We start from the raw sequence: 23,920 nt of genomic DNA on the forward strand, positions 1-23,920 counted from the left end.
TGCCTTTTAGTTTCTCTTCACTAATTTAATAATCTCATTCACAATAAGTGGAATGATACTTAATAAGAGAACAAATCCCCAATCTCGCATCGTTAATGCATGTACACCGAATATATTTGCAAGGGGCGGGATGGAGATGATACAAACTTGCATAAGAACACCGATAAGAAGGGAGAAAACTAAATATTTATTTGTAAAGATCCCAATTGAAAAAATTGATTTCGTTCTTGAACGCAAGTTAAATGAATGAACGAGCTGAGAAAAACTAAGAACGACAAATGCCATCGTTTGAGCATGTAATAGAGCATCGTCATCAATTCGCTCTGGGAAAAGAGGGAATAAATTTGTATCTCCAGTATAGAATTTTGCTCCGGCGATAAAAGCTATTAGCGTTAAAAGTCCAATGATAACTCCATTGAAAATCAGGAAAGGAACGCTGCCACTAAATAAGCTTTCTTTCGCATGTCGTGGTTTTTCCTTCATCACATCTGGATCTTCAGGATCAACCCCAAGTGATAATGCAGGCAGTGTATCTGTAATTAAATTCACCCACAAAATATGAATAGGTCGTAGTGGTGTTGCCCAGCCGAGTAAAATCGCTAAAAATAAAGCGATAATTTCTCCGAAGTTACAAGAGAGTAGGAAGAGAATTGATTTTTTTATGTTACGATAAATATTTCTACCTTCTTCAACGGCTTTCACAATAGATGAGAAATTATCATCTGTTAACACGACATCTGCTGCCCCTTTTGCAACGTCTGTTCCTGTAATGCCCATCGCTACGCCAACATCAGCTTGCTTTAAAGATGGAGCGTCATTGACACCATCACCAGTCATAGAAACGATATTTCCTTTCGCGCGTAATGCTTTTACAATTTTCACTTTATGCTCTGGAGAGACTCTAGCGAATACATTTAAATGATTAATTTTGCTAGCTAGTTCTGTATCAGAAATGTTATCTAATTCAGTTCCAATCATAATTTCCGATATTTCTTCAGCAATGCCAAGTTCTTTGGCAATTGCAAAGGCGGTATCTTTATGGTCACCAGTAATCATAACTGTGCGAATACCGGCTTTTTTACATTCTTTAATTGAATCTTTCACTTCAGTTCGTGGTGGATCAATCATACCGACAAGACCAATAAAGATAAGATTTTTTTCAAGATGATTTATATCCACATCGTTTGAATCGTATTGTTTAAATGCGAATGAAAGTACTCTTAAAGCTTCTTGAGACATTGATCCGGCAGCTTTTAATATTTGATTTTTATCAGAATCAGTTAAAATCTCGATTTTGCCGTTTTTAAAAATATGGGTACATCGGGGTAAGAGCTTATCAATAGCGCCTTTCGTCATGCTATAGTAGCTTTCATCGTATGTATGTACAGTTGACATCATTTTACGATCTGAATCGAAAGGTACTTCGTTAACACGTTCATGTATTTTTTCTAAATGATCTTTTTGCATATTAAAGGTGGTTCCGGCAACGAGAAGAGCAATTTCAGTCGGGTCTCCCGTTTGTGATTCGTTATTGTAAGACGCATCATTACATAGCACCATATTTTCTAACAATAGACGTTGCGCATCATTATTTACATTTAAACTCTCTAAGCGATCGTATGTGTTATCACTATAAAAGTGAGTAACGGTCATTTTATTTTGCGTTAACGTACCTGTTTTATCTGAACAAATAATTGTGACAGAACCGAGGGCTTCAACAGCTGGTAATTTCCGAATGATAACGTTTTGTTTAATCATACGTTGCACACCAATTGCAAGAACGATGGAAACGATAGCTGGCAAACCTTCTGGAATAGCTGCAACGGCTAAACTAATTGCAGTCATAAACATTTCTAGTGTATCTCGTCCTTGTAAAAAGCCTATGAGAAACATCACGATACAAATAGCTACAGCAACAAAGCCTAAATACTTTCCGACTTGTGCTAAGCTTTTTTGAAGTGGTGTCATATCATCGTCAGCTTCATGTAACAAGGTAGCAATCTTACCAATTTGTGAGTTCATTCCAGTTTCAACAGCAACACCGACGCCTCGTCCATATGTAACAAGAGTAGACATAAAGGCCATATTCTTTTGATCACCGAGTGGTACTTGCTCATCACTTTGCATGGAAGGGTGGTAGATTGCATCTTTATCAACAGGGACAGATTCACCAGTTAGAGCAGATTCTTCAACTTTTAAATTTGCGGTTTCGATCAGGCGTAAATCGCATGGGATATATCGTCCGGCGTCGAGCATAACGATATCACCTGGAACGACGTGCTCAGATGGAATTTCTTTTAGTTCACCATCTCGCTTGACGATAGCTTTAGGTGACGCCATCTTTTTCAATGCCTCTAAGGCTTGTTCTGCTTTCGATTCTTGGACGACACCGATAACAGCATTTAAAACTACAACGAGCGCAATGATACTTGCATCTGCCCATTCACCTACAAAGGCAGAAATAAGGGCTGCAATAATAAGGACATATACGAGGACGTCATTAATTTGGGCGAAAATACGCTGCAATAAAGTGCGTTTTTGTTTTGTAGCTAATTCATTAGAACCGTATTGCTTTAAACGTTCACTTACAATTTCATCTGTTAAACCGTGTTGTTCGTTTGTTTCTAGGTCAATTAATGTTTGATCTTTCGTCTTACTGTACCAATTGCTCATAAGTAAGCACCTCCAGTAAAAACAGTTAGCAATGGTAGTGTTGCTATTATTTGTGAGTAGTATGTATGGAGAAAAAATCTAAGGTGAGGTTCTACTTCTATTGTACAATATTTTACAGTTGGTTGAGGGAAAGAGAAGAGTTGTCATGAATTTGTTGGAAATAAAAAAGAGCCTCATATAAGAGAGGCTTTTTTACTTTTTAATTAATGTACCTAATTCTTCTGTAATAGCTTGCATTTCACTAATGCTGAATGTTTCACGTTTCATAACATGATCATAAATGTCACGTAAATCTTCGTACATTTCTTCGTTAAAACTAGCAGCTCTCATCGCTCCAGCATTAACCATACGTAATTTTTCTTTAATAGCTTCGACCATGTATTCAACGTTTTCTTCTGACTTTACGGATAAATCCACCGAAGTGTCCCCCTTTAAAATAACATAAGGCTATCTTAACATTTTTTATCATTTTCGTTAATGAATCTTTTCAATCCCATTAAATTAGTAGGGATTTCCTTTATATTTAATAATTGGTTGTTTATACTATAAGTATATATTAAGAAATGCACCAAGAAGGGAAGAAACAAAAATATGGTTCAAGTATTGTTTGTTTGTCTTGGGAACATTTGCCGTTCTCCGATGGCAGAAGCGATTTTTCGAAATCTTGTCGTAAAAGAGGGACTTGAAGAGAAAATTGTCATTGATTCTGCAGGAACTGGAGATTGGCATGTTGGCCATCCGCCACATAAAGGAACACAAAAAATTTTAAAAGAAAATGCAGTCACTTTTGAAGGAATTAAAGCAAGGCAAGTAGAAAAAGAAGACTTAACAAAGTTTGATTATATTATTGCCATGGACAACAAGAATATAGCAGATTTAAAAAGTTTAGGTAAAACTGGAGGCTATATTGGTAGGCTGTCCGATTTTGTTCCAGACGGTGGCTGGACAGACGTTCCCGACCCTTACTATACAGGGAATTTCCAAGAAGTATATGACCTTGTAACAGAAGGGTGTGCAAAGCTATTAGCTTTCATTCGAAATGAACAAGGAATATGAGGAAGCTTAGAAAGAAATACTTTCTAACATAAGAAATGAAAGGGTGAAGGAATATGGCAAAGAAAAATAATATTGCTCGAAACATTGCGATTGGTGTAGCTGCAGGTGTAGCTGTATCTATGTTGAAGAAAGAAAATCGTGAAAAAGTAAAAAATACTGCAGAAAAAGCAAAAACAAAGATGATTGAAATTGGCGAAAATGCAAAGATCAAAGAAAAAGTGCAAACTGTTACAGATAAAGGACGCGAACTTGCTGATTTCAATGTGGTAAAAGCGAAAGTAGCAGAAATTAAAAAATTAACGCCATCTGTTGTAGAGACGTTAAAAGAAACGAAAGAAATTTTTAGTAAGAAAAAAGTTGAGCCAGAAGAAAAGCCAGAAACGATTGAAATTCAAGCTGTATCTCCAAAGGTAGATGAGTTGAAAGTAGAAGAAGAGCCAATAGTTGCTGAAGATGGTGGTATGAAAGAAGCGCGTGAATTATTTATGAAAGACTCAAATGCAGTGGGAAAAAAAACTGAAGCGTACATTGAGTTAAAGCAAGATAAAGAAGAGAAGAAAAGCGTTTAAACATATATGAGAAAAATTTTAGAAAAGGTGAGAAGAAATCGTACTTATTCGTTTGGTAAAGATTTATATGACCGGACGATGCGCGATGATGTAGCGGGCTTGGCAGCACAGCTCGCTTATTTCTTCTTGCTTGCAATTTTTCCTGGGCTCGTTTTCTTAATTACGCTTCTTGGATTTATTCCCATTCAAACAGAGGATGTGCTTAGTTTATTAGAGGTTTATGTACCAGATGATGCAATGAACTTAATTGAGGTAAATGTAGATAAAGTTGTAAACCAGCAAAATGGTGGTTTATTATCATTTGGTTTATTATCCATGTTATGGTTTGCCTCAAATGGTGTTAATGCGGTTATGAATGCTTTTAACCGCGCTTATGACGTGAAGGAAACACGTTCTTTTATTACAACAAGAGCGTTATCAATTGTGTTTACATTAGCTATTATTTTTATGATTGTCTTTGCGTTAATTGTTCCGGTATTCGGACAAGTTATTGGAGCAGCAGTGTTTAAAGCACTCGGTTTATCAGATAGCTTTTCTTTCGTATGGAGCATTACACGATTAGTAGCGAGTTTCTTCGTGCTATTTGCTTTGTTTAGTTTCTTATATACATTTGCACCAGATCGAAAGTTAAAAAGAAGAGAAGTTATTTCAGGGGCGTTATTTGCTACTGTAGGATGGATTGTGGTATCGTACTCATTTGCTTATTATGTAGATAAGTTTGCGAATTACGCCAATACATATGGTGGTCTCGGTGGTATCATTATTTTAATGTTATGGTTTTACTTAACTGGATGGGTAATTTTACTTGGCGGTGAAATTAATGGTTTACTCCACCATTATAGAACCGGTGACAATAATTCCCGTAATGAATAATGAGCTCTTGTTCCATAATAAAAAGGAACAGGGGGGATATTTCATGAGTAATAATAAAAAGAACCATAATAATAAAAGTAATAATAAACAAAAGAGCAGTTCGCATCCAAAGCATAAAACGAGTAGCAGTGCGAACGGTCATAATAGCTATCATTAAAAAAAACGGGTCCTCTATGAGGGACCCGTTTTATTTGCTTCCTTTTAATAATCGTAAGCCATTCAAAATGACAAGAATCGTACTTCCTTCATGGCCAATAACACCGAATGGAAGAGCTAAAAATTGCAAGAAGTTTGAACAAATTAGCATGGCAATAACGGCTAGCGAAAAGATTACGTTTTGCTTCACAATACGATTCATTCGTTTTGATAGACGGATTGCTTGAGAAAGACGAGATAGTTCGTTCTTCATCAGTACAACATCCGCAGTTTCTAAAGCTACATCTGTTCCTTCTCCCATTGCGACACCAATGCTAGCAGTAGCTAGTGCAGGTGCATCATTTATACCGTCTCCGACCATTGCTACTGTACCGTATTTTTCTTTTAACTTTTTAATCGTTTCAACTTTTGTTTCTGGTAAGCATGATGCGTAATATTCCTTTATATTACTTTCAGAGGCAATTGCTTTTGCCGTTTCTTCATTATCTCCAGTAATCATAATTGCTTCGACACCAATGCTTTGTAAATCACGAATAGCAGCTATTGTTTCTTGGCGAAGCGTATCTTTTAAAGCGATAAGTCCAAGAATGCCTCCCTCATCACTAATATAAACGACAGTTTTACCTTCCTTTTCAAGTGAGGCAGAAATACCATTATGAAATGTTTTTGTTTCTTCACCGATAAAATCAGCTTTACCTATTTTATAAGCGTTGTTTTCGAATATTCCTTTTAGCCCAAAACCAGTTACATCTTCAACCTTTTCTGGTTTTTTTAATGTAATGTCGTACGCATGTTGTGCATATTTAACAATAGATTCAGCCAAAGGATGTGTAGAGTGACTTTCAATTGATGCTGTAATAGAAAGTACTTCTTTTTCTGTCATATTTTCTCGAACATATATATCTGTTACGGTAGGTTTTCCTTCTGTTAATGTTCCTGTTTTATCAAAGGCGATTGCTTTTACTGAAGCGAGGCGTTCTAAATGTATGCCACCTTTAAAGAGAATTCCATTTCTTGCTCCGTTAGAAATTGCAGATAACGTTGCTGGTGTAATGGCAGCAACGAGTGCACAAGGAGATGCGACTACAAGTAAGATCATAGCGCGATAAAACGTTTCATTCCAGCTCCAGTCAAGTAAGAAATGAGGAACGAACATCATAAGCGCAACAACGAGTAGTACACCTTTTACGTATGTTCCTTCAAACTTTTCGATGAATAGTTGTGATGGTGATTTTTCACTTTGTGCACTTTGTACGAGACGGATAATCTTTTGGAATAATGTTTGATCGCTCGGCTTCGTAATTTTAACTTCGATAGCACCACGTAAATTTACAGTACCTGCAAATACTTCATCGCCATGTCTTTTCTCATTTGGAATAGGTTCTCCCGTGATTGCTGCTTCATCGATATTTGTTTCACCGTTATGAATCGTACCGTCAGCAGGAACACGTTCACCTGGTTTAATTAAAATAATGTCGTTAATTTGTAACTCTCCAACAGGAATACGTTCCTCTGTTCCGTTGGAAATGCGTAATGCTTCTTCTGGTTGTAAGTCAAGAAGAGCGGAAATTTCTTTTTGGCTCTTACTTAATGTATAAGATTCCATAGCACCGCTGAGCGCAAAGATGAAGATTAAAATAGCCCCTTCTGCCCAGTAGCCAATAATTGCAGCACCGATAGCTGCAAAGAGCATTAGCATTTCAACATTTAGCTCTTTTTCTTCAATCGTATCTTCAATTCCTTCTTTCGCTTTTGCATATCCACCAACTATATAAGCAAGGATATAGCAAGTAATACCTGCATTCATTGCATCGTTCTTTGTGAATAGCCAGCCAGCTAAAATAAAAATACCAGATGCCAATGCAAATACAAGTTCATAATGTTTTTTTAATGTGTCCCATAAAGAGGGATGAGAAATTGTTTCTTTTGCGTGTAACGTTTTTACTTCTGAGTTCATTACTACTCGCTCCTTCCGAATTCTTATTGAGAAAAATAATCAAAATCGAAACCCCTATAAAACGACGAAAGCTGCCATCCATAATGGATAGCAGCATTTCTGTTGAATCTGTTTTTAATAGTTATTATGTTGTAATTATTCTATAGTATATCATATGTTTTTATGAGATGGTACGGTTTTGTTTCAAGTATAAACGGAAAACTTGTGTTTTTGCAATTCCTTTGGTATATATGAATATTGTTCATAAAAAGGTCGGAAAGGAAGACAACAAGTGAAGACAGAGAAATTTTTTACCCATCCGATTGGCGTATTTATTGCTGCAATAGTAGCAACTTTTTTATGGGGAAGCGCATTTCCTTTTATTAAGTTAAGTTATGCTGAACTTGGAATTCAACCACAAGAAGTTGGAGAACAAATATTATTTGCCGGTTATCGTTTCTTGTTATCTGGAGTCATGCTCTTATTATTCTTTAAAGTGTTAGGAAAAGATATGAGCTTCAAAAAAGGAACGGGGAAACAGTTAATACAAATTGGTTTATTCCAAACGTTTCTTCAATATATCTGTTTTTACATTGGAATGAGTTATAGTTCAGGAATTGAAGGAGCTATCATTTCAGGGACATCATCATTCTTTCAAATTTTACTCGCCCATTTTTTATATAAAGATGATGCTCTCAATATAAGAAAAATAATTGGGGTATCGATTGGTTTTTGTGGCGTCGTTTTAGTAAATGTGCCGAGTGATGGTAGCTTATCATTTCATTTTGGAATCGGAAGCTTATTACTTCTAGTGCAGCAATGCTGTATTCATATGGAAACATATTAGCAAAAGAAGGTAGTAAAACATTAGATGTTGGCTATATGACAGCATACCAAATGATGTTTGGTTCTATAGGATTATTATGTATAGGGGCTTTACAAGTTGGAGTCATGCCATTTACATTTAGTCTACATGCACTACTTATGCTGATTTATTTATCTTTCTTATCTGCAGCTGGTTTTTGCATTTGGAATACAATTATGAAGTACAACAAGGTTGGAAAAGTATCTATGTATATGTTCTTTATACCCGTATTTGGTGTGTTATTATCGAGCATGATTTTAGGTGAAGCAATTCATTCATTTGTGCTACTCGGTTTAGCATGTGTAGCCGCGGGAATTATTGTGGTAAATCGGACGCCAGCTAAGCAAAAAATAGAGAAAGAAAAACAAGTAGCATAGAAAGCAGAAAAGCGATTACAATGGAAGAACAGTACTGTTCTTCTTTTTTTATAGAAAAAGGATAATAGACTAAGTGTAACGAAAAAAGATACAAAAAGCATTTATTGAGGAGAACATATTATGAATCTACTTTACGTGGTGTTAATTGGGCAAATACTTCTTTTTTTAATTGGTGCAATTTATGCAATGCGGCAGACAAAAAGAACGAAAGATAATATGCCGTTACCTTTAGCAATCCGTCTTATTCTTAGTTTTTCTTTAACAGGTAGTGCAATTTGGATATGGTTACAAGATCCATCTGTAGAGTATAGTACGTGGGTTGCACTTGGTATGACTTTATCGACTGTGGGAGATTTGTTTATGGCTGGGCTGATTCCAATTGGTCACAGGTTAATTGGAGGGATGGTTACTTTCGCTCTTGCTCATTGTTTTTATGTAAAAGCATTTTTGCAAACAGGAATTTCGTGGAATGGTTTTTGGATTGGTTTACTCGTATATGGGCTCTTTCTAATTGTAGGATGGTTCTTCTTTATCCGAAATGATAAACAGGATAAATTGTTTACGATAGGAGCTCTAATTTACGGATTGTGGGTTGGAGGAATGGCTTGCTTTGCATTCGCCTTATATTATGAAAATACAGGAATATGGTGGATACCAGCGTTTGGTGGTTTACTGTTTGTGATTTCTGATTTTATTATTGGCGTGACAGATATCGGAGGGCGTAAATTGAAGTATGAGCCACTTTGGATTTGGTTTACATATGTAGCTGCTCAAATGTGTATTGTATATGTGGGATTATAAAAAGATACTCTCAAAATAGTGGATAGACTATTTTGAGAGTATCTTTTTTGCTTGTTTAATTTGATCAGTATTACCATTTTGAAATTTCTAATATTATAATTTTATAATTCAGAATTTTGTGGAAAAATATCGGTTGTATTATTTATAATAAAAGTAAAAAGATGATGAGATGGTGAAATGATGCAAAAGAAAAAACGTTGGCGTGAATTCTTTGGAACTATTGCAATTGCATGTTTATTGGTGTTTTTGGCGAAAATTTTTGTGTTTTTCCCTACGACTGTAAAAGGAGCATCTATGAGGCCAACGTTGCAAGATGGAGATAAGGTAATTGTTAATAAGTTAGCAAAACAATTTGAAAGCTATGGGAGAGAAGACATTATTGTTGTGAAAACAGATAATTTTTATGTCAAAAGAGTGATTGGATTATCTGGAGATATAATTGAGATGAGAAATGATCAATTATATGTAAATTCTAAAGTGAAAGATGAAGAGTATTTGGATAGTAATAAAAAACAAGCAGAAAAAAAACTTATGAATTTAACAGAGGACTTTGGACCGATTACAGTTCCTAAAAATAAGATTTTTGTTATGGGAGATAATCGCTTAATAAGTAAAGATAGTAGAAATGGTTTAGGTTTTATTGATAGAGAAGATGTGTTAGGAAAGTTAGCAGGCATTTATTATCCGTTTGAACATATGAAAATAATAAAGTAAAAAACCAAGCAAATTTTAGTTTGCTTGGTTTTTTTGTTAAACAGTAGGAGATTCGTTAGATACGAACATATCTTCATGTTTCTTTGTAGTACTTAAAACGAATTTATGTTGTAGCAATTGTAGTTTAAATAACGCCAAAGGATCATGATATGTTTCTGGATTGCTTCTTAGCGTTGCTAATGTTTGCTCGTCTTCCTTTATCTCAAGTTGAGCTGCATCTACATTTTGTTTCAATATATTAAGTGGATCTTTGAAGAACATCATGATATCACGTTCTAATGCACCTTCAAATACTTCAAATTGAAGGAAGAATTGTTTTGAAATTGTGTGAGCAATTTCTGTATAGTCTTCTGTTTCAATATATTGTTTATATTTGTTGGCGAGCATAGATTGGTTTTTTTGCATATTACCAAATAATTTTCCGGCACTTTTTAAGAAAAACTGTGTCGGTGTAAAGCGTAATAAAATATTGATGTTCGTTACTGTAATTCGATTTGTCATTCGTACAACATCTCGATTCCAATCATCTAATAATTTGAAATCGCAAGGAAGTTTCATACGTTCTTCTTTATATAATTTATTAAACGTTTCACTCATTTCATCTAAATAAGCTTGAGCTTGAATAAATTCATTATGTGCTGTTTCAATCCATTCTTGAATAGACCCAGTAAATTTAGGAAGAAGTACCTGTTGTACATGCTTTTGAACTCGTTCATTCATTGCAGCATTTAATTCTTCATGAACTAGTTTGAAATCACTATCTTCTTGAACAAGATCAGAGCAGCTCTGTAATAATTCAGGGATTTGAGAATGTATATCTCGTGTAATTTCTTCTTTCGTTAAAAGATAGGATTCGGTAATAGAGCGAATTTTATCTTTTTCAAGAGCAGTAAGGTTATTAATAAATCCAGTAAGTTTCACTGAGATGTGTTTATTCCAGCGTACGGATTTTACTAATGTATTTTCTAATTCCACACGTTCATTTATGAGATAAGCAATTGTCTTTTGCGTAAACCATATTAGCTTTTCTATACGTTCTTTTTCTATATCGCGTTTTGCAAGATTAGAAAGAATAGATTCTGTTACATCTCCAAGTTGCTGGCTACTCTCTTGCGAAGGAGAGTATGGGAAGAATTGTGCATCTGGAAAATGTACTTTAAGTTTACTAATTAGTTTTTCATTAGTAGTCGTATTATTTGTGTGTGATACGAAGTGAATTTGTAAGTTTGGTACTTGTTCACGTAAATAAATTAACGTATCAATTTCTTGACTATGCAATGGTGAAGAAGAATTTAATACGTATACAAGGCTATCTGCTGCTTGTAAGTATTCAAAGTATGCATTGTTTTTATCCAATTGTCCTTGAATGGATGGTGTAATAAGAAATGTAAACTTATTTTTTCTTAAAAACCTACTTGGTAGCTTAATTTCTATACATTTTTTCTCAAGTTCTGACTGAGCAGATGTAGCCGTTATTTGATGGAATTCATCAAGGTTAGGGATATTTCTTATATCTAACTCGGTAAATTCTGTTATTTCAGTTTGACTAGCGTCTTTAAATAGAATAGGAGTTGTTAAAGTTTCAGTTAAGATGTTCTCTCCCAATATTGAATTAACAAATGATGTTTTATCATGGTCACTAGTTCCAGCTATTAGTATTGGTGTGACATTTAAATCACATAGTTCATGGACGAGTAGCGTAAATTGATGACTTAAATCTACATCATTTTTCTCAGCCCATACAGCGATTGTTTCGAATAAATGAGAAACTGTTTCCATATTTACATCTGCTTCAGCTGATGTATTAGAAAGTAAGGATCCAGCACTTTTTACGAGTAATGATTCTAAAGTTGTAGGTGAGACTTCATTCCATGCTAACACTGCTGCAGAGACAACTAGAGAATCTTTTGCTTTCGTTAAACTGAACCAATTTGTTAATAGATTTGGTACAAGTCCGTTTAATTCATGCATAAAATGATTTCCGGTAATTAATGCAAAGTATGTTTCTTGGTAGCGAGTAGAAATTTCATTCCAATCGTCATTATTGTCTGTTTCAATATGCAAGAATAAATGATTAATACTTTGAATCCAAGGAAGGTATAAGGATTCATGTTGATAGCTATTCCAAAGAGCAATAACAAGTTCTTTAAATTGAGCTTGATCAACAGCATATAGAGCTTTTAAAGACTCATAGAAATATTCAGGCTTAATATTTTTTGTAAATCCTTTGTTTATGTAAGTTATTAACGTATCAAACCAGTGTAAAGATTGTGTTCGGATACCTTCTTGAACAGCTAGTTCGATAGCGTTGTTCCAATCTTCTTGTTTTTCATAGAAAGAACGTGCAATTGCAGTAATATTTGGGTAATCCGGTTGGAATGCAACAGCTTCACTAATCGTCTTAAAAGCGAGTCCTAAACGATCTTGTTCGATATAAAGAGAAAGAAGTTGTAAGGAAACCTCCATCGTAAGAGTCGTATCTTCCGTTTGAATAGATTGATAAATTTCTTCTGCCTTTGGTAAGAATCCTAGTTCAAAATAAGCATCTGCAATATTTTTTGTCGCCCAAAGTGCAAGAGCATTATTTACTTTTTCCCATTTAAATATAGCTGCTTCAAAATCTTTATTTTGATAATAAAATTCACCTTGAGCAAATCGAATATTAGAAATGTTGGAGAATTCATTTTTAGATTCATTTATATATGCTTCACCGAGTATTTCCGATGCAGGAGTAGAAGTTTCTTCTGTTAAAAATGTTTTATAGTAAACTTTTTGAATAAATTGATTTTCAATGGTCATGTTCGTTCCCCCCTGTATAATTTAGAAAAATGATGTTGTATGTAAAAGGGTGTATGTTCTTTTAATAGGTAGAAGTTGCATTATATAGACCAAACTATGTTTTTGCTAGATATATCATTTTTCTTGAGAGTTAAACCGTTGCGAAAAGTAACTTTCCTTTATTGTAACAAAAAAACACGCATATGAATTTTTATTTTTTATCGGGTTATTTGCGGGCAATAAGAATCTAATCTCAAAATTGGTGAATGTAAGTGAGTTATGTGGAGTCGGGATGTCTGTAAAAGCAAGATTGGCATAGGTTAATAATTAGTAGAGGATGAACAAAACTCCCACTGAGTAAAGTTTTCCTTTATCTCTGTTAAAGGAAAGAATAGAAGTAGAGTTCATTATAAAAACAATGTATAGTGAATATGTATACCATGTTTGCCTTAAAGATAGAAAGGGTACAATGTGGAATAACGACCGTGCATAGGATGTGTCTTCCGAATGGAACAACATATTGGCGAGTTAATCGCGCATTATGGCTATTTTGGAATTGTTATAGCTTTGGCTGGTGGGATTGTCGGATTACCGATACCAGACGAGTTTTTATTGACCTTTGTTGGTTATAATGTTTCAAAAGGAGTTATGTCAGGAACTGCTGCTTTTTTAAGTGGGATGGCTGGTGCGATGTTAGGGATCACGTTAAGCTACATATTAGGTTTAAAACTTGGGCTCCCTGTTTTAAAGAAATATGGGCCGAAAATTAGAATTAAAGAACATCACATTGAAAAAACACATATTTTATTTGAAAAATATGGGCCATTTCTTTTAATGATTGGTTATTTTATACCGGGCGTACGTCATTTAACAGCATATTTTGCTGGGGTATCAAATTTGACACTTTGGCGCTTTTGTTTGTACGCTTACGGTGGTGCGCTCATTTGGATAAGTGTTTTTATTGGGCTTGGCTGGAAATTAGGCGAGAAGTGGCGCTTCGTTGAGTATAGTTTACATCATTATGGAATATGGATTTTATTAATTTCAGCAGTTGTTACATGTGTTGTATGGTTGTACATAAAGAAAAAGAAAAACCGCTAATAGCGGTTTTTTTAGCTGAAAGCAATAAATAATACACCAACTGTAATAAAGACTACACCAACGCCGGTCATAAAGTTTAACTTTTCACCGAGGATAATCATAGCGAGAATGATAGAAAATACGACGCTTAATTTATCGACAGGAGCTACTTGTGAAACCTTTCCTGTTTTGAGGGCAAGAAAATAAAATAGCCATGAAGAAGCACCTGCAATCCCACTTAATGTGATAAATAGCAGTGCTTTTTTATTTAGCAGTACGTCGCCGATATTTTGAAATTTACCTTGTATGATAATAACGCCTATCATAAATAATGCCATAATAATAGATCGAATTGTTGTTGCAACGTTTGCATCGATGCCGTCTAAACCAAACTTTCCAAAAATCGATACAAGGGCAGCAGCAATTGCTGATAATAGCGCAAATAAGAGCCACGAACTCATAGTAAAATTCCTCCAATCTTACAGTATTATACATGAAAATGATTCTCATGTATAAAGTTGAAGCAATTGAGCTTTATAGGAAGCACGACTTCAACTTAACTTCTTGCTCCACCTGAATTTTAAGGTGGGAGTTTTACTGTCTGTAAATAGTGGGCTAAATAACGAAATAATCCCCACCTTATATTTTTAATAAGGTGGGGATTATTATACTACTCTGCAATTTCCTCATATAAAAAGTACGTTACATTATAAATATGTTCTACTTCATCGTCTGTCATAAACAATAATTCGTCACGCTCAATCCCTTTTTTCTTTTCAATAAACTCAATCATATTTTTGCGTTCTTCTCTCTTCATCAATTTTATTTCTCCTCCCAATCTGTTTTAATACAGTTTATTTAAGTTACTGCTATTATATAACAGAATCTTTGGAAAGTTCCACCTATTTTATTATTTTTTTTAAAAGAACTTTTCGACAAAACAAGCCCACCTAAGGGGGGGCTTGTTTTATTTTATAGTCGTAAAAACTCAGGCTCCGTCGTACCCGCACCATCAATGTAATAAATTGTGTCGGGATTGATTTTGATCAATACGTAATTAGGGTCTTCAGGACCGAGTAACCAACGTTTTAAGCTATTATTCCAAAACTTGTTTTTTAATGTTGAGTCTTCCTCGATTGAAGCTAACCCTTCAACTTCAATATAATCTTCATCTAATTTTTTTCCTTCTCGTCCGAGTAGTACATGGACATTAGGATTTTGTTCAATATCTGTTATCTTTTTTGATTGTCGATCTGTTGCAACATATAGTACAAAATCTTCATGGAAAAACATCATAAAGGCGCTATGAGGTTTCTCATTTCGTACTGTAGATAATACACCAGTACGTTGACCTTGAATAATAGTTGCGATTTTTTCTTTTAAGTGCATAATTTTAACCCCTTTTCACAATTTATAATTCTGTCTGTTTAAACAAAATAATTTAAATATCTTTCATACTGTTTTCTTCAATCCGATTTTTTAAACGTAATTGTGATGAAATCGGACAAGTTAGGAGAAGAATAATAATAATATTGAGGAGAAATACATACGATGGAAGGATGAAAAGCATGTTTAATAAAATATTTCTTATAGTAGCGCTTATAGGTGTACCACTATCTGTACTTGGAAAAACACTTCATTGGCCAGAAACAATTATGTTCGCTGTGTATTGTATTACGATTATCGCATTAGCTGGTTTTATGGGGAGAGCAACAGAGAGTCTAGCAATTGTTTCTGGTCCTAGAATAGGCGGATTATTAAATGCTACTTTCGGTAATGCTGTTGAACTTATCATTTCAATTTTTGCACTTCAAGCAGGGTTAATTGAAGTGGTGTTAGCTTCTTTAACCGGTTCTGTACTTGGAAATTTATTATTGGTAGGAGGGTTATCTTTCTTTGTTGGAGGTCTTAAATACAAAAGACAAAGTTTTAATGTATATGATGCAAGGCATAATTCAGCTTTATTAATATTTGCTGTTGTTGTGGCCTTTGTTATTCCAGAGATCTTTTCAATGAAGATGGACGCTGGCAAGACGTATCAATTAAGTATAGGTGTTTCTATTATTATGATTATCATGTACCTTGCTGCATTACTATTTAAGTTAGTTACGCACCGTGGTGTATATCAACATAAAAGTGACGAAGTAGCGCATGAAGAAGAGCCAGAGTGGTCGAAAGGGAAGGCGCTCCTTATTTTAGCAATAGCAACACTAGCGGTAGCTTATGTGTCAGAGGCACTCGTGCATACTTTTGAAACTGTTGCAAAGTCATTTGGCTGGTCAGAGTTATTTATAGGGGTTATTATCGTTGCAATTGTTGGGAATGCAGCGGAACATGCGTCTGCAATTATTATGGCTTATAAAAATAAAGTAAATATTGCAGTTGAAATTGCAATAGGCTCTACATTACAAATCGCCATGTTTGTTGCTCCTGTATTAGTATTACTATCTATGTTCTTCGCGCAAAGGATGCCTTTAGTATTTACCATACCAGAACTTGTGTCTATGATTACAGCCGTTTTCTTAACGATTTCGATTTCCAATGATGGAGATACAAACTGGTTTGAAGGAGGCACTTTACTAGCGGCGTATGTCATTATGGGAATTGGTTTTTATTTATTATGAAAAATAGGCATAACAATTGCGCTCAGAGAAAACAATAAACGAAGTAGTATATATACCTACATAGGAAGGAGCCAGACAGGTGAAACGAGTATACAGCATATGTCTTTCAACTATGGTCTCGTTTATTTTATTATTTCCTAACATGAGTTTTGCAAAGACAACAGTAGGAACAAAAATGCCTTCATCTGTTTTAAATATTTCAAAAGACAATACATTTCCAAATGATGCGCAAGATTTGCCACGTTTACAACCAAGTAAATTTGCTCAAGAGCTATTGAAAACGGCTAATATTAAAATTGAAAATCCAGACTTAATTCGGATGTTTAATGAAACGACAATTTCAAATGCTCCGCTTGCAGTAGGGTATCGGGCAAAAATTTATTTAGGTCAATGGGCTTTACATTATGAATCAGTAGACACATCGATTAATTGGGAATATAAACAAGTGAATCGAAATGTGTATGATAATCGCGGAGGAGACCGTTTGTATCCACTTCGCTATAAGCAAGAAACACAAAAGACGGTTGAAGGCGATTTAACAGCAGATATGAAAGATGCTGCAGATGTGAAAAAAATGATGCTTCTCAAAGCACTTGAAAAAGTACAATTACCTCTTTCGTTTAAGACAACTATTGGTTATGGTACTGGACATGAGCGTGTGTATAATATTAGTCCGAGTCAACTTGGATATTTATACGCTTATACACCAGCAGTAAATGAAAAGGGAAAAGTAACATTTGGAGAAGTGTATCTTGTATTAAAGGGAAATCAAAAAAGACTTGTTGTGAAAAATATTACTTCTCAAGGAATTGGAGCGGCAATTCCAATTCATGATTATTTGTTTTTTAAATTTATTTCTTCTTCTCACTCGCAATAACATAAAAAACGTCAGCTTATAAGCTGACGTTTTTTTTATAATGTAATGTTTGCTGTTTTTGATAAGAAATCTTCTGTCGGATAGTAGCTGTTTTTTACAAGAACATTTGGTCCAAGACATTTTACTGCAGGACAGTGGCAGCTTAATGATTTTGCTGTTTTTGAAGTGCTCCATTTTTCATACGCTTCTTGTAATGTGTTTGTTTGTATGTTTCCTAGAAGTGGAACATCACCAAAGTCCGTCACAATAATATTTCCATCGAAAATATTTACATTTAAACGAGAACGGCCATCTGGATCATTACGAACAGTTACATTTTTGCTCTCTTGCAATTTTTTAAATGTAGCTATGTCTTTTTCGTCATCGCTACAAGCATAGAAAGGTAAAGTTCCAAATAGCATCCATACATTTTCATCGCGAATTTCTAGTAAATGTTCAATCGCATCACGAATTTCAGCTTTTGTTAAAATCTCTAGATTACTCGCGAAGTCACTTGGATACATTGGATGAACTTCATGACGTTTACAGCCCATCTCTTCGACGATTTGGCGGTGAATATGTTCAATATGTGGTAGAGTTCTTTTGTTTAGCATTGTTTCGGCCGATACAAGTACACCTGCATCTGATAGAGCCTTACTATTTGTAATCATTCTTTCGAATAATTTTGCACGTTGTTCGTAAGTAGGCTTACGCTCCATCATTGCAAATCCGCCTTCAACGAAGTCATCAATTGTTCCCCAGTTATGAGAGATATGCAATACGTCTAAATAAGGAATAATCTGTTCGTAACGTGCTAAATCTATAGTTAAGTTAGAGTTGATTTGAGTGCGAACGCCTCGTTCATGGGCATATTTTAAGAGTGGTGTTACATAGTTGTCGACGGATTTTTTTGAAAGCATAGGTTCGCCGCCAGTAATACTTAAAGAACGTAAATGAGGAATCTCATCTAATCGTTTTAATAAAAGATCCATCGGAAGCGGATTTGGGTCTTTCGGCTGTAACGTGTAACCAACAGCGCAATGCTCACAGCGCATGTTGCATAACGTCGTCGTTGTAAATTCAACATTTGTTAATAGTAGTTTGCCGTACTCTTCAAGGTCCATATACGCTTCCCATGGATCGTAAGAAGGAGTAATCGGCTTCATTTTTTGTGATATCGTCATATGAAATACTCCTTTGACTATTGAAATAACAATTTGTCCATTCTCTATAATAGAAGAATATGTGCTTTTTATAAAGTGAAACTTTTTAGCATGGAAAGAGAGAGGGCTTACATTATAGTGGATGACTGTGACAAAATTGATGAAATTTCATGCCCATAGCAATCGTTTTTGCGGTATAATAAAAGCAACTCGAATTAAAAGGAGAGTGCCTTCATGGGAAAAGCAATTCAAGATAAAGATACACAATTAGTATATTTAAAAGAACGTTTAAATATGTTCATTGAAGTAATTGATACAATTGAACCTGAAGAAGTAGAATTAGAAGATGTAGATCGTCTTCTTGCAATGTTAGATGAATTAGAATTAAAATGTGAGCAATTTAAAAAAGACGAATAATATATTAAAAAGGCTACCAATTCCAATTTGGTAGCCTTTTTCTGTTCGGGTAATAGAAGGACGATAGAAAAAGAGGTATAATCAAGTTGTGAAAAATTTCATTTATGCTCTAATAGCGTGAAACAAATAAATAGCTAAAGAGCATAACAATTGAATTTTCAGCTCATAACGTTTTGGTAACGTTCACAATTGAGGGGGAAGTAACAATGGAAAAGCTTCAAGAAAGCATGTATCAACTAATTGTTGAAACGTCAACGAACTTACCGAAAGATGTTCGTCGTGCGATTCAACAAGCGAAAGAGCGAGAAAATGCAGGGACTCGTTCTGCGATGGCACTTGGCACAATTACAAATAATATTAAAATGGCTGATGATAACATCTCGCCGATTTGCCAAGATACAGGGATGCCAACGTTTAAAATTTATACACCAGTTGGTGTGAATCAATTAAAGTTGAAGGAAGCTATCTATAATGCGCTTGAGCGGGCGACAAAAGATGGTAAACTTCGTCCCAATTCTGTTGATTCTCTTTTTGGAGATAATAGTGGAAATAATTTAGGACCAGGTACACCGGTGATTAAGTTTGAACAATGGGAAAAAGATTATATTGATGCACGTTTAATCCTAAAAGGTGGTGGCTGTGAGAATAAAAATATTCAATATAGCTTACCATGTGAACTAGAAGGACTTGGACGAGCTGGCCGTGATTTAGAAGGGATTCGTAAATGCCTTCTTCATGCAGTATATCAAGCACAAGGGCAAGGATGTAGCGCTGGTGTAATTGGTGTTGGTATCGGGGGAGACCGCACATCAGGTTATGAATTAGCAAAAAATCAATTATTCCGTACATTAGATGATGTCAATCCAGTACCAGAGTTACAACATCTTGAAGAGTACGTATTAGAAAATGCGAATAAGCTGGGCATTGGTACGATGGGATTTGGCGGAGAAACAACTTTACTTGGTTGTAAAATTGGCGTCTATAATCGTTTGCCAGCTAGTTTCTATGTATCTGTTGCGTATAATTGCTGGGCATATCGTCGCCTTGGTGTGAAAATCCATCCTGAAACAGGAGACATTATGGATTGGCTATATCAAGAAGGTGAAGATACACTTCAGCATGAAGTACAAGAAAAAACAGAGCAACGTGAGATTGTATTACAAGCACCAATTACAGAAGAGCAAATTCGTGAACTTCGCGTTGGTGATGTTGTAACAATTAATGGCATGATGTATACAGGTCGTGACGCAATCCATAAGCATTTAATGGATAATGATTGTCCAGTAGATTTAAATGGACAAATTATTTACCACTGTGGTCCAGTTGTTGTGAAAGATGAAAATGACAATTGGCAAATTAAAGCGGCAGGTCCAACGACAAGTATTCGTGAAGAACCGTACCAAGGCGATATTATGAAGAAATTCGGTATTCGCGCTGTCATTGGAAAAGGCGGTATGGGTGCGAAAACATTAGCGGCTTTAGAAGAACACGGCGGTGTATATTTAAACGCAATCGGTGGTGCAGCGCAATATTATGCTGAATGTATTAAAGAAGTGAAAGATGTTGATTTCTTACAATTTGGTATTCCAGAAGCAATGTGGCATTTACGTATCGACGGGTTTAAAGCAGTTGTAACGATGGACTCTCATGGTAATAGCTTACATGCAGATGTTGATAAAACATCACTTGAAAAATTAGCTAGCTTTAAAGAGCCAGTATTTAAGTAAATAAAAAATGCATCTCGAATGATTCGAGATGCATTTTTTTGGTATATATAGAAAAACATGTTCAGCATGAAAGAATGCGTAGCAACAGAAACTACAAGTACGATTATATATGGAAAGGAGACTATTTATGAAATATAAATGGTTATATATCGGTCTCATTTTTTCAATTATGATGGCACTTGTTCCAGTTTCAGCACTGGCTTATACAAATACTCCACATAACTGGGGAATCCCGCGTCCTAAAAATGAAACAGTACCAGATGCAGGAAAGTTATATACAGATTTATTACAAAAAAATAGCGGGTTTTATTTAGGAGATACGAAGAAAAAAGATATTTATTTAACATTTGATAATGGATATGAGAATGGATACACAGGGAAAATATTAGATGTATTAAAAGAGAAAAAAGTACCAGCAACTTTCTTTGTAACGGGGCATTACATTAAAACGCAAAAAGATTTATTGTTAAGAATGAAGGATGAAGGACATATTATTGGAAACCATTCTTGGAGTCATCCTGATTTTACAGCGGTAAATGATGAGAAACTTCGTGAAGAATTAACGAGTGTAACGGAAGAAATTAAAAAAGTAACTGGGCAAAAAGAAGTGAAATATGTACGTCCTCCGCGCGGTGTATTTAGTGAAAGAACGTTAGCTCTTACGAAAGAAATGGGCTATTATAATGTATTTTGGTCACTTGCATTTTTGGATTGGAAAGTGGATCAGCAAAGAGGATGGCAATATGCGCATAATAATGTAATGACGATGATTCATCCAGGATCTATTTTATTACTTCATGCAATATCAAAAGATAATGCAGAAGCACTTGCGAAAATCATTGATGATTTGCGCGAGAAAGGGTATCATTTTAAAAGTCTAGATGACTTAGTAAAAGGCAATCAACCGTAAGCATGTATGCTTACGGTTTTCTCATGCTATAATGATGTGTAAAAAGGATGGGGAAACGTATGTGGAGCGAACATGTTACGTTAGAGTATCCGTATCATTTTGAAGAAGTATTAAAACGTTTATCTTTTGATCCTCTTAACGTCATTCAATTAGATGAGAAAGTTATTTATATCCCGCTTTGTATAGACGAGGAACAGGTTGTTGTTCGCTTACAAGGGATTGGTACTGTTCAAAATCCACAGTTTTGGATTTCTAGTCAGACAGGAGATCCAGAGAAAGTCATGAAACGAATGAGGGCCATTTTTCATTGGAATGAACCGTTTCAAGATATACAAAATCATTTTTTAAACACATCATTACGTCCACTATTTGAAACATATGCTTATACTCCAATTATTTTAGAATTTGATTATTTTGCTTGTCTGCTTCGCTGTATCATTCACCAACAAATAAATTTGAAATTTGCTACTGTGTTAACAGAACAATTTGTGAAACGGTATGGAACAGAGAAGAACGGTGTATTCTTTTTCCCCACTCCGGAAATAGTAGCAAATATTTCAATAGAAGAATTGAGAGAGCAGAAGTTTAGTCAGCGAAAGGCTGAATATATAGTAGGATTAGGTCGAAGTATTGTCAGTGGTACATTAAATTTAGCGAGTATAGAAAATGGGACGGAAGAAGACATTTCAGCACAATTGTTGCCAATTAGGGGAATTGGTGCATGGACAGTGCAAAACTTTTTAATGTTTGGGCTTGGACGGAAAAATATGTTCCCGAAAGCGGACATTGGGATTCAGCGTGCAGTGCAAGGTATATTTCAATTAGATGATAAACCTGATGATGCATTTTTAGAAAAAGTGAAACAAGAGTGTGAACCATACTGCAGTTATGCAGCGTTATATTTATGGAAAAGTATAGAGTAGAGGTGTAATAATGATACAAAAGCAACATGAGAGTAAGTTGGAAGTTGGTCAAACGTTTCCTGTGACAATTAAACGTCTTGGGATTAACGGAGAAGGCGTTGGTTATTTTAAGAGACAAGTTGTTTTTATTCCAGGGGCATTACCAGGAGAAGAAGTTGTTGCAGAAACAACGAAAATTCAGCGTGGCTTCGCTGAAGCGAAAGTGAAAAAAGTTCGTAAAGCTTCACCGCATCGTGTGAAAGCACCGTGTCCAGTATATGAGGAGTGTGGTGGTTGTCAGCTGCAACATTTAGATTATAAAGAACAATTGAATCAAAAGCGTGATATCGTTGTACAAGCATTTGAGAAGTACATGAAAAATAGTATGGAAGAGAAAATTCGCCCAACGCTTGGCATGGAAAATCCATGGCATTATCGTAATAAGAGTCAATTACAAGTGGGGCGTAAAGACGAAAAGGTTATTACAGGGCTATATAAACAAAACTCACATCAGTTAATTGATATCGCTCACTGTATGATTCAACATAAAGCAACGAATGAAGCGACAAAAGTTGTAAGACGTATTTTAGAAAAATTAAATGTTTCTATTTACAATGAGAAAAAACAAAAAGGTTTAGTACGCACAATTGTAACACGTACTGCAGTTCAAACAGGGGAAGTACAAGTTACACTTATTACAACAAAAGAAGAATTACCAAATAAAGAACAATTTATTGCAGAAGTACAAAAACAGATGCCAGCGGTTAAATCAATTATGCAAAATGTAAACTGGCGTAAAACATCTGTTATTTTTGGCGACAAAACATTTAAATTAGCTGGAAAAGAAGTCATTCAAGAAACACTTGGCGATTTATCATTTGAATTATCAGCACGTGCATTCTTCCAGTTGAATCCAGAGCAAACAGTTGTTTTGTATAATGAAGCGAAAAAAGCAGCTGCGTTAACAGGAAACGAGAAGATTGTGGATGCATACTGTGGTGTTGGTACAATCGGTCTTTGGCTTGCAAATGATGCAGCGGAAGTACGTGGTATGGATGTAATTCCAGAAGCAATTGCAGATGCAAGAAAAAATGCAAAGCGTCACGGATTTACAAATACGAAATATGAAGCAGGTAAAGCTGAACAATGGTTACCGAAATGGGTAAAAGAAGGATGGCGTCCAGATGTAATTGTTGTCGACCCACCACGTACAGGTTGCGATGATAAATTACTGGAAACAATTTTAAAAGTGAAGCCGAAACAAGTTGTGTACGTGTCTTGTAATCCTTCTTCATTAGCACGTGATGTACAAGCATTAATGAAGAGCTATGAAGTGGAGTATGTGCAACCAGTTGATATGTTCCCGCATACAGCTCACGTAGAAAATGTAGTGAAGCTTGTTAGAAAGTAAAGTTTATTAATATTCCCTCATGGTATGAGGGA

Annotated in this window: 21 protein-coding genes and 1 pseudogene; 14 read left to right on the top strand and 8 right to left on the bottom strand. The window is 35.2% G+C overall.

The features are described from left to right. Positions 1 to 6: 6 nt before the first annotated feature. On the bottom strand, positions 7 to 2,673 hold the full coding sequence (locus tag V6946_RS02240) for a cation-translocating P-type ATPase (RefSeq protein ID WP_006927460.1): 2,667 nt from the start codon (positions 2,671 to 2,673) through the stop codon (positions 7 to 9). A 192-nt stretch (positions 2,674 to 2,865) separates the two neighbouring features. Continuing rightward, positions 2,866 to 3,090 (bottom strand): DUF1128 domain-containing protein, encoded by a 225-nt coding sequence (locus V6946_RS02245; RefSeq protein WP_000366196.1) that lies wholly within the window; start codon positions 3,088 to 3,090, stop codon positions 2,866 to 2,868. A 174-nt stretch (positions 3,091 to 3,264) separates the two neighbouring features. Here V6946_RS02245 and V6946_RS02250 point away from each other — a divergent pair, with 174 nt between their 5' ends. From V6946_RS02250 to V6946_RS02260, 3 genes are read left to right on the top strand one after another with little or no spacing between them, the layout of a single operon-like run. Then, positions 3,265 to 3,729, top strand: coding sequence for a low molecular weight protein-tyrosine-phosphatase (locus tag V6946_RS02250; protein WP_000250916.1), 465 nt, complete (start codon positions 3,265 to 3,267; stop codon positions 3,727 to 3,729). Between the two features lie 53 nt (positions 3,730 to 3,782). Continuing rightward, positions 3,783 to 4,298, top strand: a complete 516-nt coding sequence (locus V6946_RS02255; RefSeq protein WP_006927453.1) for a DUF4075 domain-containing protein — start codon at positions 3,783 to 3,785, stop codon at positions 4,296 to 4,298. Between the two features lie 6 nt (positions 4,299 to 4,304). Then, positions 4,305 to 5,171, top strand: coding sequence for a YihY/virulence factor BrkB family protein (locus V6946_RS02260; protein ID WP_001226536.1), 867 nt, complete (start codon positions 4,305 to 4,307; stop codon positions 5,169 to 5,171). Between the two features lie 187 nt (positions 5,172 to 5,358). On the opposite strand, the gene V6946_RS02265 is transcribed toward V6946_RS02260, so the two are convergent. Continuing rightward, complete coding sequence (locus V6946_RS02265) at positions 5,359 to 7,284, bottom strand: heavy metal translocating P-type ATPase (RefSeq protein WP_006927450.1); 1,926 nt, start codon at positions 7,282 to 7,284, stop codon at positions 5,359 to 5,361. A gap of 271 nt (positions 7,285 to 7,555) precedes the next feature. Here V6946_RS02265 and V6946_RS02270 point away from each other — a divergent pair. The 3 genes and pseudogenes from V6946_RS02270 to lepB all read left to right on the top strand — a co-directional run bounded on the left by V6946_RS02270 (position 7,556) and on the right by lepB (position 10,020). Continuing rightward, positions 7,556 to 8,505, top strand: a pseudogene (locus V6946_RS02270) (DMT family transporter). 120 nt (positions 8,506 to 8,625) lie between these two features. Then, entirely contained in the window at positions 8,626 to 9,306 is a 681-nt protein-coding gene (locus V6946_RS02275; protein ID WP_001051080.1) for a lysoplasmalogenase, read from the top strand. 177 nt (positions 9,307 to 9,483) lie between these two features. Then, positions 9,484 to 10,020 carry a signal peptidase I gene (gene lepB, locus V6946_RS02280; protein ID WP_366981735.1) on the top strand — a complete coding sequence of 179 codons (537 nt, stop codon included), beginning with the start codon at positions 9,484 to 9,486 and terminating at the stop codon, positions 10,018 to 10,020. A gap of 36 nt (positions 10,021 to 10,056) precedes the next feature. Here lepB and V6946_RS02285 read toward each other — a convergent pair whose 3' ends face one another. Continuing rightward, on the bottom strand, positions 10,057 to 12,819 hold the full coding sequence (locus V6946_RS02285; protein ID WP_006916214.1) for a lipopolysaccharide assembly protein LapB: 2,763 nt from the start codon (positions 12,817 to 12,819) through the stop codon (positions 10,057 to 10,059). A 486-nt stretch (positions 12,820 to 13,305) separates the two neighbouring features. Here V6946_RS02285 and V6946_RS02290 point away from each other — a divergent pair, with 486 nt between their 5' ends. Continuing rightward, positions 13,306 to 13,899, top strand: coding sequence for a DedA family protein (locus tag V6946_RS02290; RefSeq protein WP_000434878.1), 594 nt, complete (start codon positions 13,306 to 13,308; stop codon positions 13,897 to 13,899). 11 nt (positions 13,900 to 13,910) lie between these two features. Here V6946_RS02290 and V6946_RS02295 read toward each other — a convergent pair whose 3' ends face one another. The 3 genes from V6946_RS02295 to V6946_RS02305 form a co-directional block, all read right to left on the bottom strand. Then, complete coding sequence (locus V6946_RS02295) at positions 13,911 to 14,339, bottom strand: EamA family transporter (RefSeq protein WP_366981736.1); 429 nt, start codon at positions 14,337 to 14,339, stop codon at positions 13,911 to 13,913. A gap of 209 nt (positions 14,340 to 14,548) precedes the next feature. After that, complete coding sequence (locus tag V6946_RS02300) at positions 14,549 to 14,695, bottom strand: BH0509 family protein (RefSeq protein WP_000817786.1); 147 nt, start codon at positions 14,693 to 14,695, stop codon at positions 14,549 to 14,551. A 155-nt stretch (positions 14,696 to 14,850) separates the two neighbouring features. Then, on the bottom strand, positions 14,851 to 15,267 hold the full coding sequence (locus V6946_RS02305; RefSeq protein WP_000550220.1) for a pyridoxamine 5'-phosphate oxidase family protein: 417 nt from the start codon (positions 15,265 to 15,267) through the stop codon (positions 14,851 to 14,853). A gap of 179 nt (positions 15,268 to 15,446) precedes the next feature. Here V6946_RS02305 and cax point away from each other — a divergent pair, with 179 nt between their 5' ends. After that, a complete protein-coding gene (gene cax / locus V6946_RS02310) occupies positions 15,447 to 16,502 on the top strand; it encodes a calcium/proton exchanger (protein ID WP_006916198.1) in 1,056 nt (351 codons plus the stop codon). Positions 16,503 to 16,581: 79 nt separating this feature from the next. Continuing rightward, the gene (locus V6946_RS02315) at positions 16,582 to 17,379 is read left to right on the top strand and encodes a YfkD famly protein (protein WP_002098868.1); all 798 of its coding nucleotides are present in this window, start codon (positions 16,582 to 16,584) and stop codon (positions 17,377 to 17,379) included. Between the two features lie 35 nt (positions 17,380 to 17,414). On the opposite strand, the gene yfkAB is transcribed toward V6946_RS02315, so the two are convergent. Continuing rightward, positions 17,415 to 18,542 carry a radical SAM/CxCxxxxC motif protein YfkAB gene (gene yfkAB, locus V6946_RS02320; protein WP_000156016.1) on the bottom strand — a complete coding sequence of 376 codons (1,128 nt, stop codon included), beginning with the start codon at positions 18,540 to 18,542 and terminating at the stop codon, positions 17,415 to 17,417. A 213-nt stretch (positions 18,543 to 18,755) separates the two neighbouring features. Here yfkAB and V6946_RS02325 point away from each other — a divergent pair, with 213 nt between their 5' ends. From V6946_RS02325 to rlmD, 5 genes are all read left to right on the top strand, one after another. Then, on the top strand, positions 18,756 to 18,938 hold the full coding sequence (locus V6946_RS02325) for an SE1561 family protein (protein ID WP_000513558.1): 183 nt from the start codon (positions 18,756 to 18,758) through the stop codon (positions 18,936 to 18,938). 206 nt (positions 18,939 to 19,144) lie between these two features. Further along, positions 19,145 to 20,665, top strand: a complete 1,521-nt coding sequence (gene fumA / locus V6946_RS02330) for a class I fumarate hydratase (protein ID WP_000413523.1) — start codon at positions 19,145 to 19,147, stop codon at positions 20,663 to 20,665. Between the two features lie 127 nt (positions 20,666 to 20,792). Next, positions 20,793 to 21,575: a delta-lactam-biosynthetic de-N-acetylase gene (pdaA, locus tag V6946_RS02335; protein WP_366981737.1), complete on the top strand. Its 783-nt coding sequence runs from the start codon at positions 20,793 to 20,795 to the stop codon at positions 21,573 to 21,575. Positions 21,576 to 21,634: 59 nt separating this feature from the next. Further along, positions 21,635 to 22,498: a DNA-3-methyladenine glycosylase gene (locus V6946_RS02340; protein WP_000269422.1), complete on the top strand. Its 864-nt coding sequence runs from the start codon at positions 21,635 to 21,637 to the stop codon at positions 22,496 to 22,498. Between the two features lie 10 nt (positions 22,499 to 22,508). Then, a complete protein-coding gene (rlmD, locus tag V6946_RS02345) occupies positions 22,509 to 23,888 on the top strand; it encodes a 23S rRNA (uracil(1939)-C(5))-methyltransferase RlmD (RefSeq protein ID WP_000615206.1) in 1,380 nt (459 codons plus the stop codon). Positions 23,889 to 23,920: the final 32 nt, after the last annotated feature.

The sequence above is a fragment of the Bacillus sp. PPSBB_2 genome, from assembly GCF_045291115.1.
GTDB lineage: Bacteria > Bacillota > Bacilli > Bacillales > Bacillaceae_G > Bacillus_A > Bacillus_A cereus.

Excerpts from the sequence above, each read along its gene's own strand:
- V6946_RS02240 (WP_006927460.1), bottom strand. The coding sequence starts at position 2,673 with ATGAGCAATTGGTACAGTAAGACGAAAGATCAAACATTAATTGACCTA.
- V6946_RS02250 (WP_000250916.1), top strand. The coding sequence starts at position 3,265 with ATGGTTCAAGTATTGTTTGTTTGTCTTGGGAACATTTGCCGTTCTCCG.
- V6946_RS02255 (WP_006927453.1), top strand. The coding sequence starts at position 3,783 with ATGGCAAAGAAAAATAATATTGCTCGAAACATTGCGATTGGTGTAGCT.
- V6946_RS02260 (WP_001226536.1), top strand. The coding sequence starts at position 4,305 with ATGAGAAAAATTTTAGAAAAGGTGAGAAGAAATCGTACTTATTCGTTT.
- V6946_RS02265 (WP_006927450.1), bottom strand. The coding sequence starts at position 7,284 with ATGAACTCAGAAGTAAAAACGTTACACGCAAAAGAAACAATTTCTCAT.
- V6946_RS02275 (WP_001051080.1), top strand. The coding sequence starts at position 8,626 with ATGAATCTACTTTACGTGGTGTTAATTGGGCAAATACTTCTTTTTTTA.
- lepB (WP_366981735.1), top strand. The coding sequence starts at position 9,484 with ATGATGCAAAAGAAAAAACGTTGGCGTGAATTCTTTGGAACTATTGCA.
- V6946_RS02285 (WP_006916214.1), bottom strand. The coding sequence starts at position 12,819 with ATGACCATTGAAAATCAATTTATTCAAAAAGTTTACTATAAAACATTT.
- V6946_RS02290 (WP_000434878.1), top strand. The coding sequence starts at position 13,306 with ATGGAACAACATATTGGCGAGTTAATCGCGCATTATGGCTATTTTGGA.
- V6946_RS02295 (WP_366981736.1), bottom strand. The coding sequence starts at position 14,339 with ATGAGTTCGTGGCTCTTATTTGCGCTATTATCAGCAATTGCTGCTGCC.
- V6946_RS02300 (WP_000817786.1), bottom strand. The coding sequence starts at position 14,695 with ATGAAGAGAGAAGAACGCAAAAATATGATTGAGTTTATTGAAAAGAAA.
- V6946_RS02305 (WP_000550220.1), bottom strand. The coding sequence starts at position 15,267 with ATGCACTTAAAAGAAAAAATCGCAACTATTATTCAAGGTCAACGTACT.
- cax (WP_006916198.1), top strand. The coding sequence starts at position 15,447 with ATGTTTAATAAAATATTTCTTATAGTAGCGCTTATAGGTGTACCACTA.
- yfkAB (WP_000156016.1), bottom strand. The coding sequence starts at position 18,542 with ATGACGATATCACAAAAAATGAAGCCGATTACTCCTTCTTACGATCCA.
- V6946_RS02325 (WP_000513558.1), top strand. The coding sequence starts at position 18,756 with ATGGGAAAAGCAATTCAAGATAAAGATACACAATTAGTATATTTAAAA.
- fumA (WP_000413523.1), top strand. The coding sequence starts at position 19,145 with ATGGAAAAGCTTCAAGAAAGCATGTATCAACTAATTGTTGAAACGTCA.
- pdaA (WP_366981737.1), top strand. The coding sequence starts at position 20,793 with ATGAAATATAAATGGTTATATATCGGTCTCATTTTTTCAATTATGATG.
- V6946_RS02340 (WP_000269422.1), top strand. The coding sequence starts at position 21,635 with ATGTGGAGCGAACATGTTACGTTAGAGTATCCGTATCATTTTGAAGAA.
- rlmD (WP_000615206.1), top strand. The coding sequence starts at position 22,509 with ATGATACAAAAGCAACATGAGAGTAAGTTGGAAGTTGGTCAAACGTTT.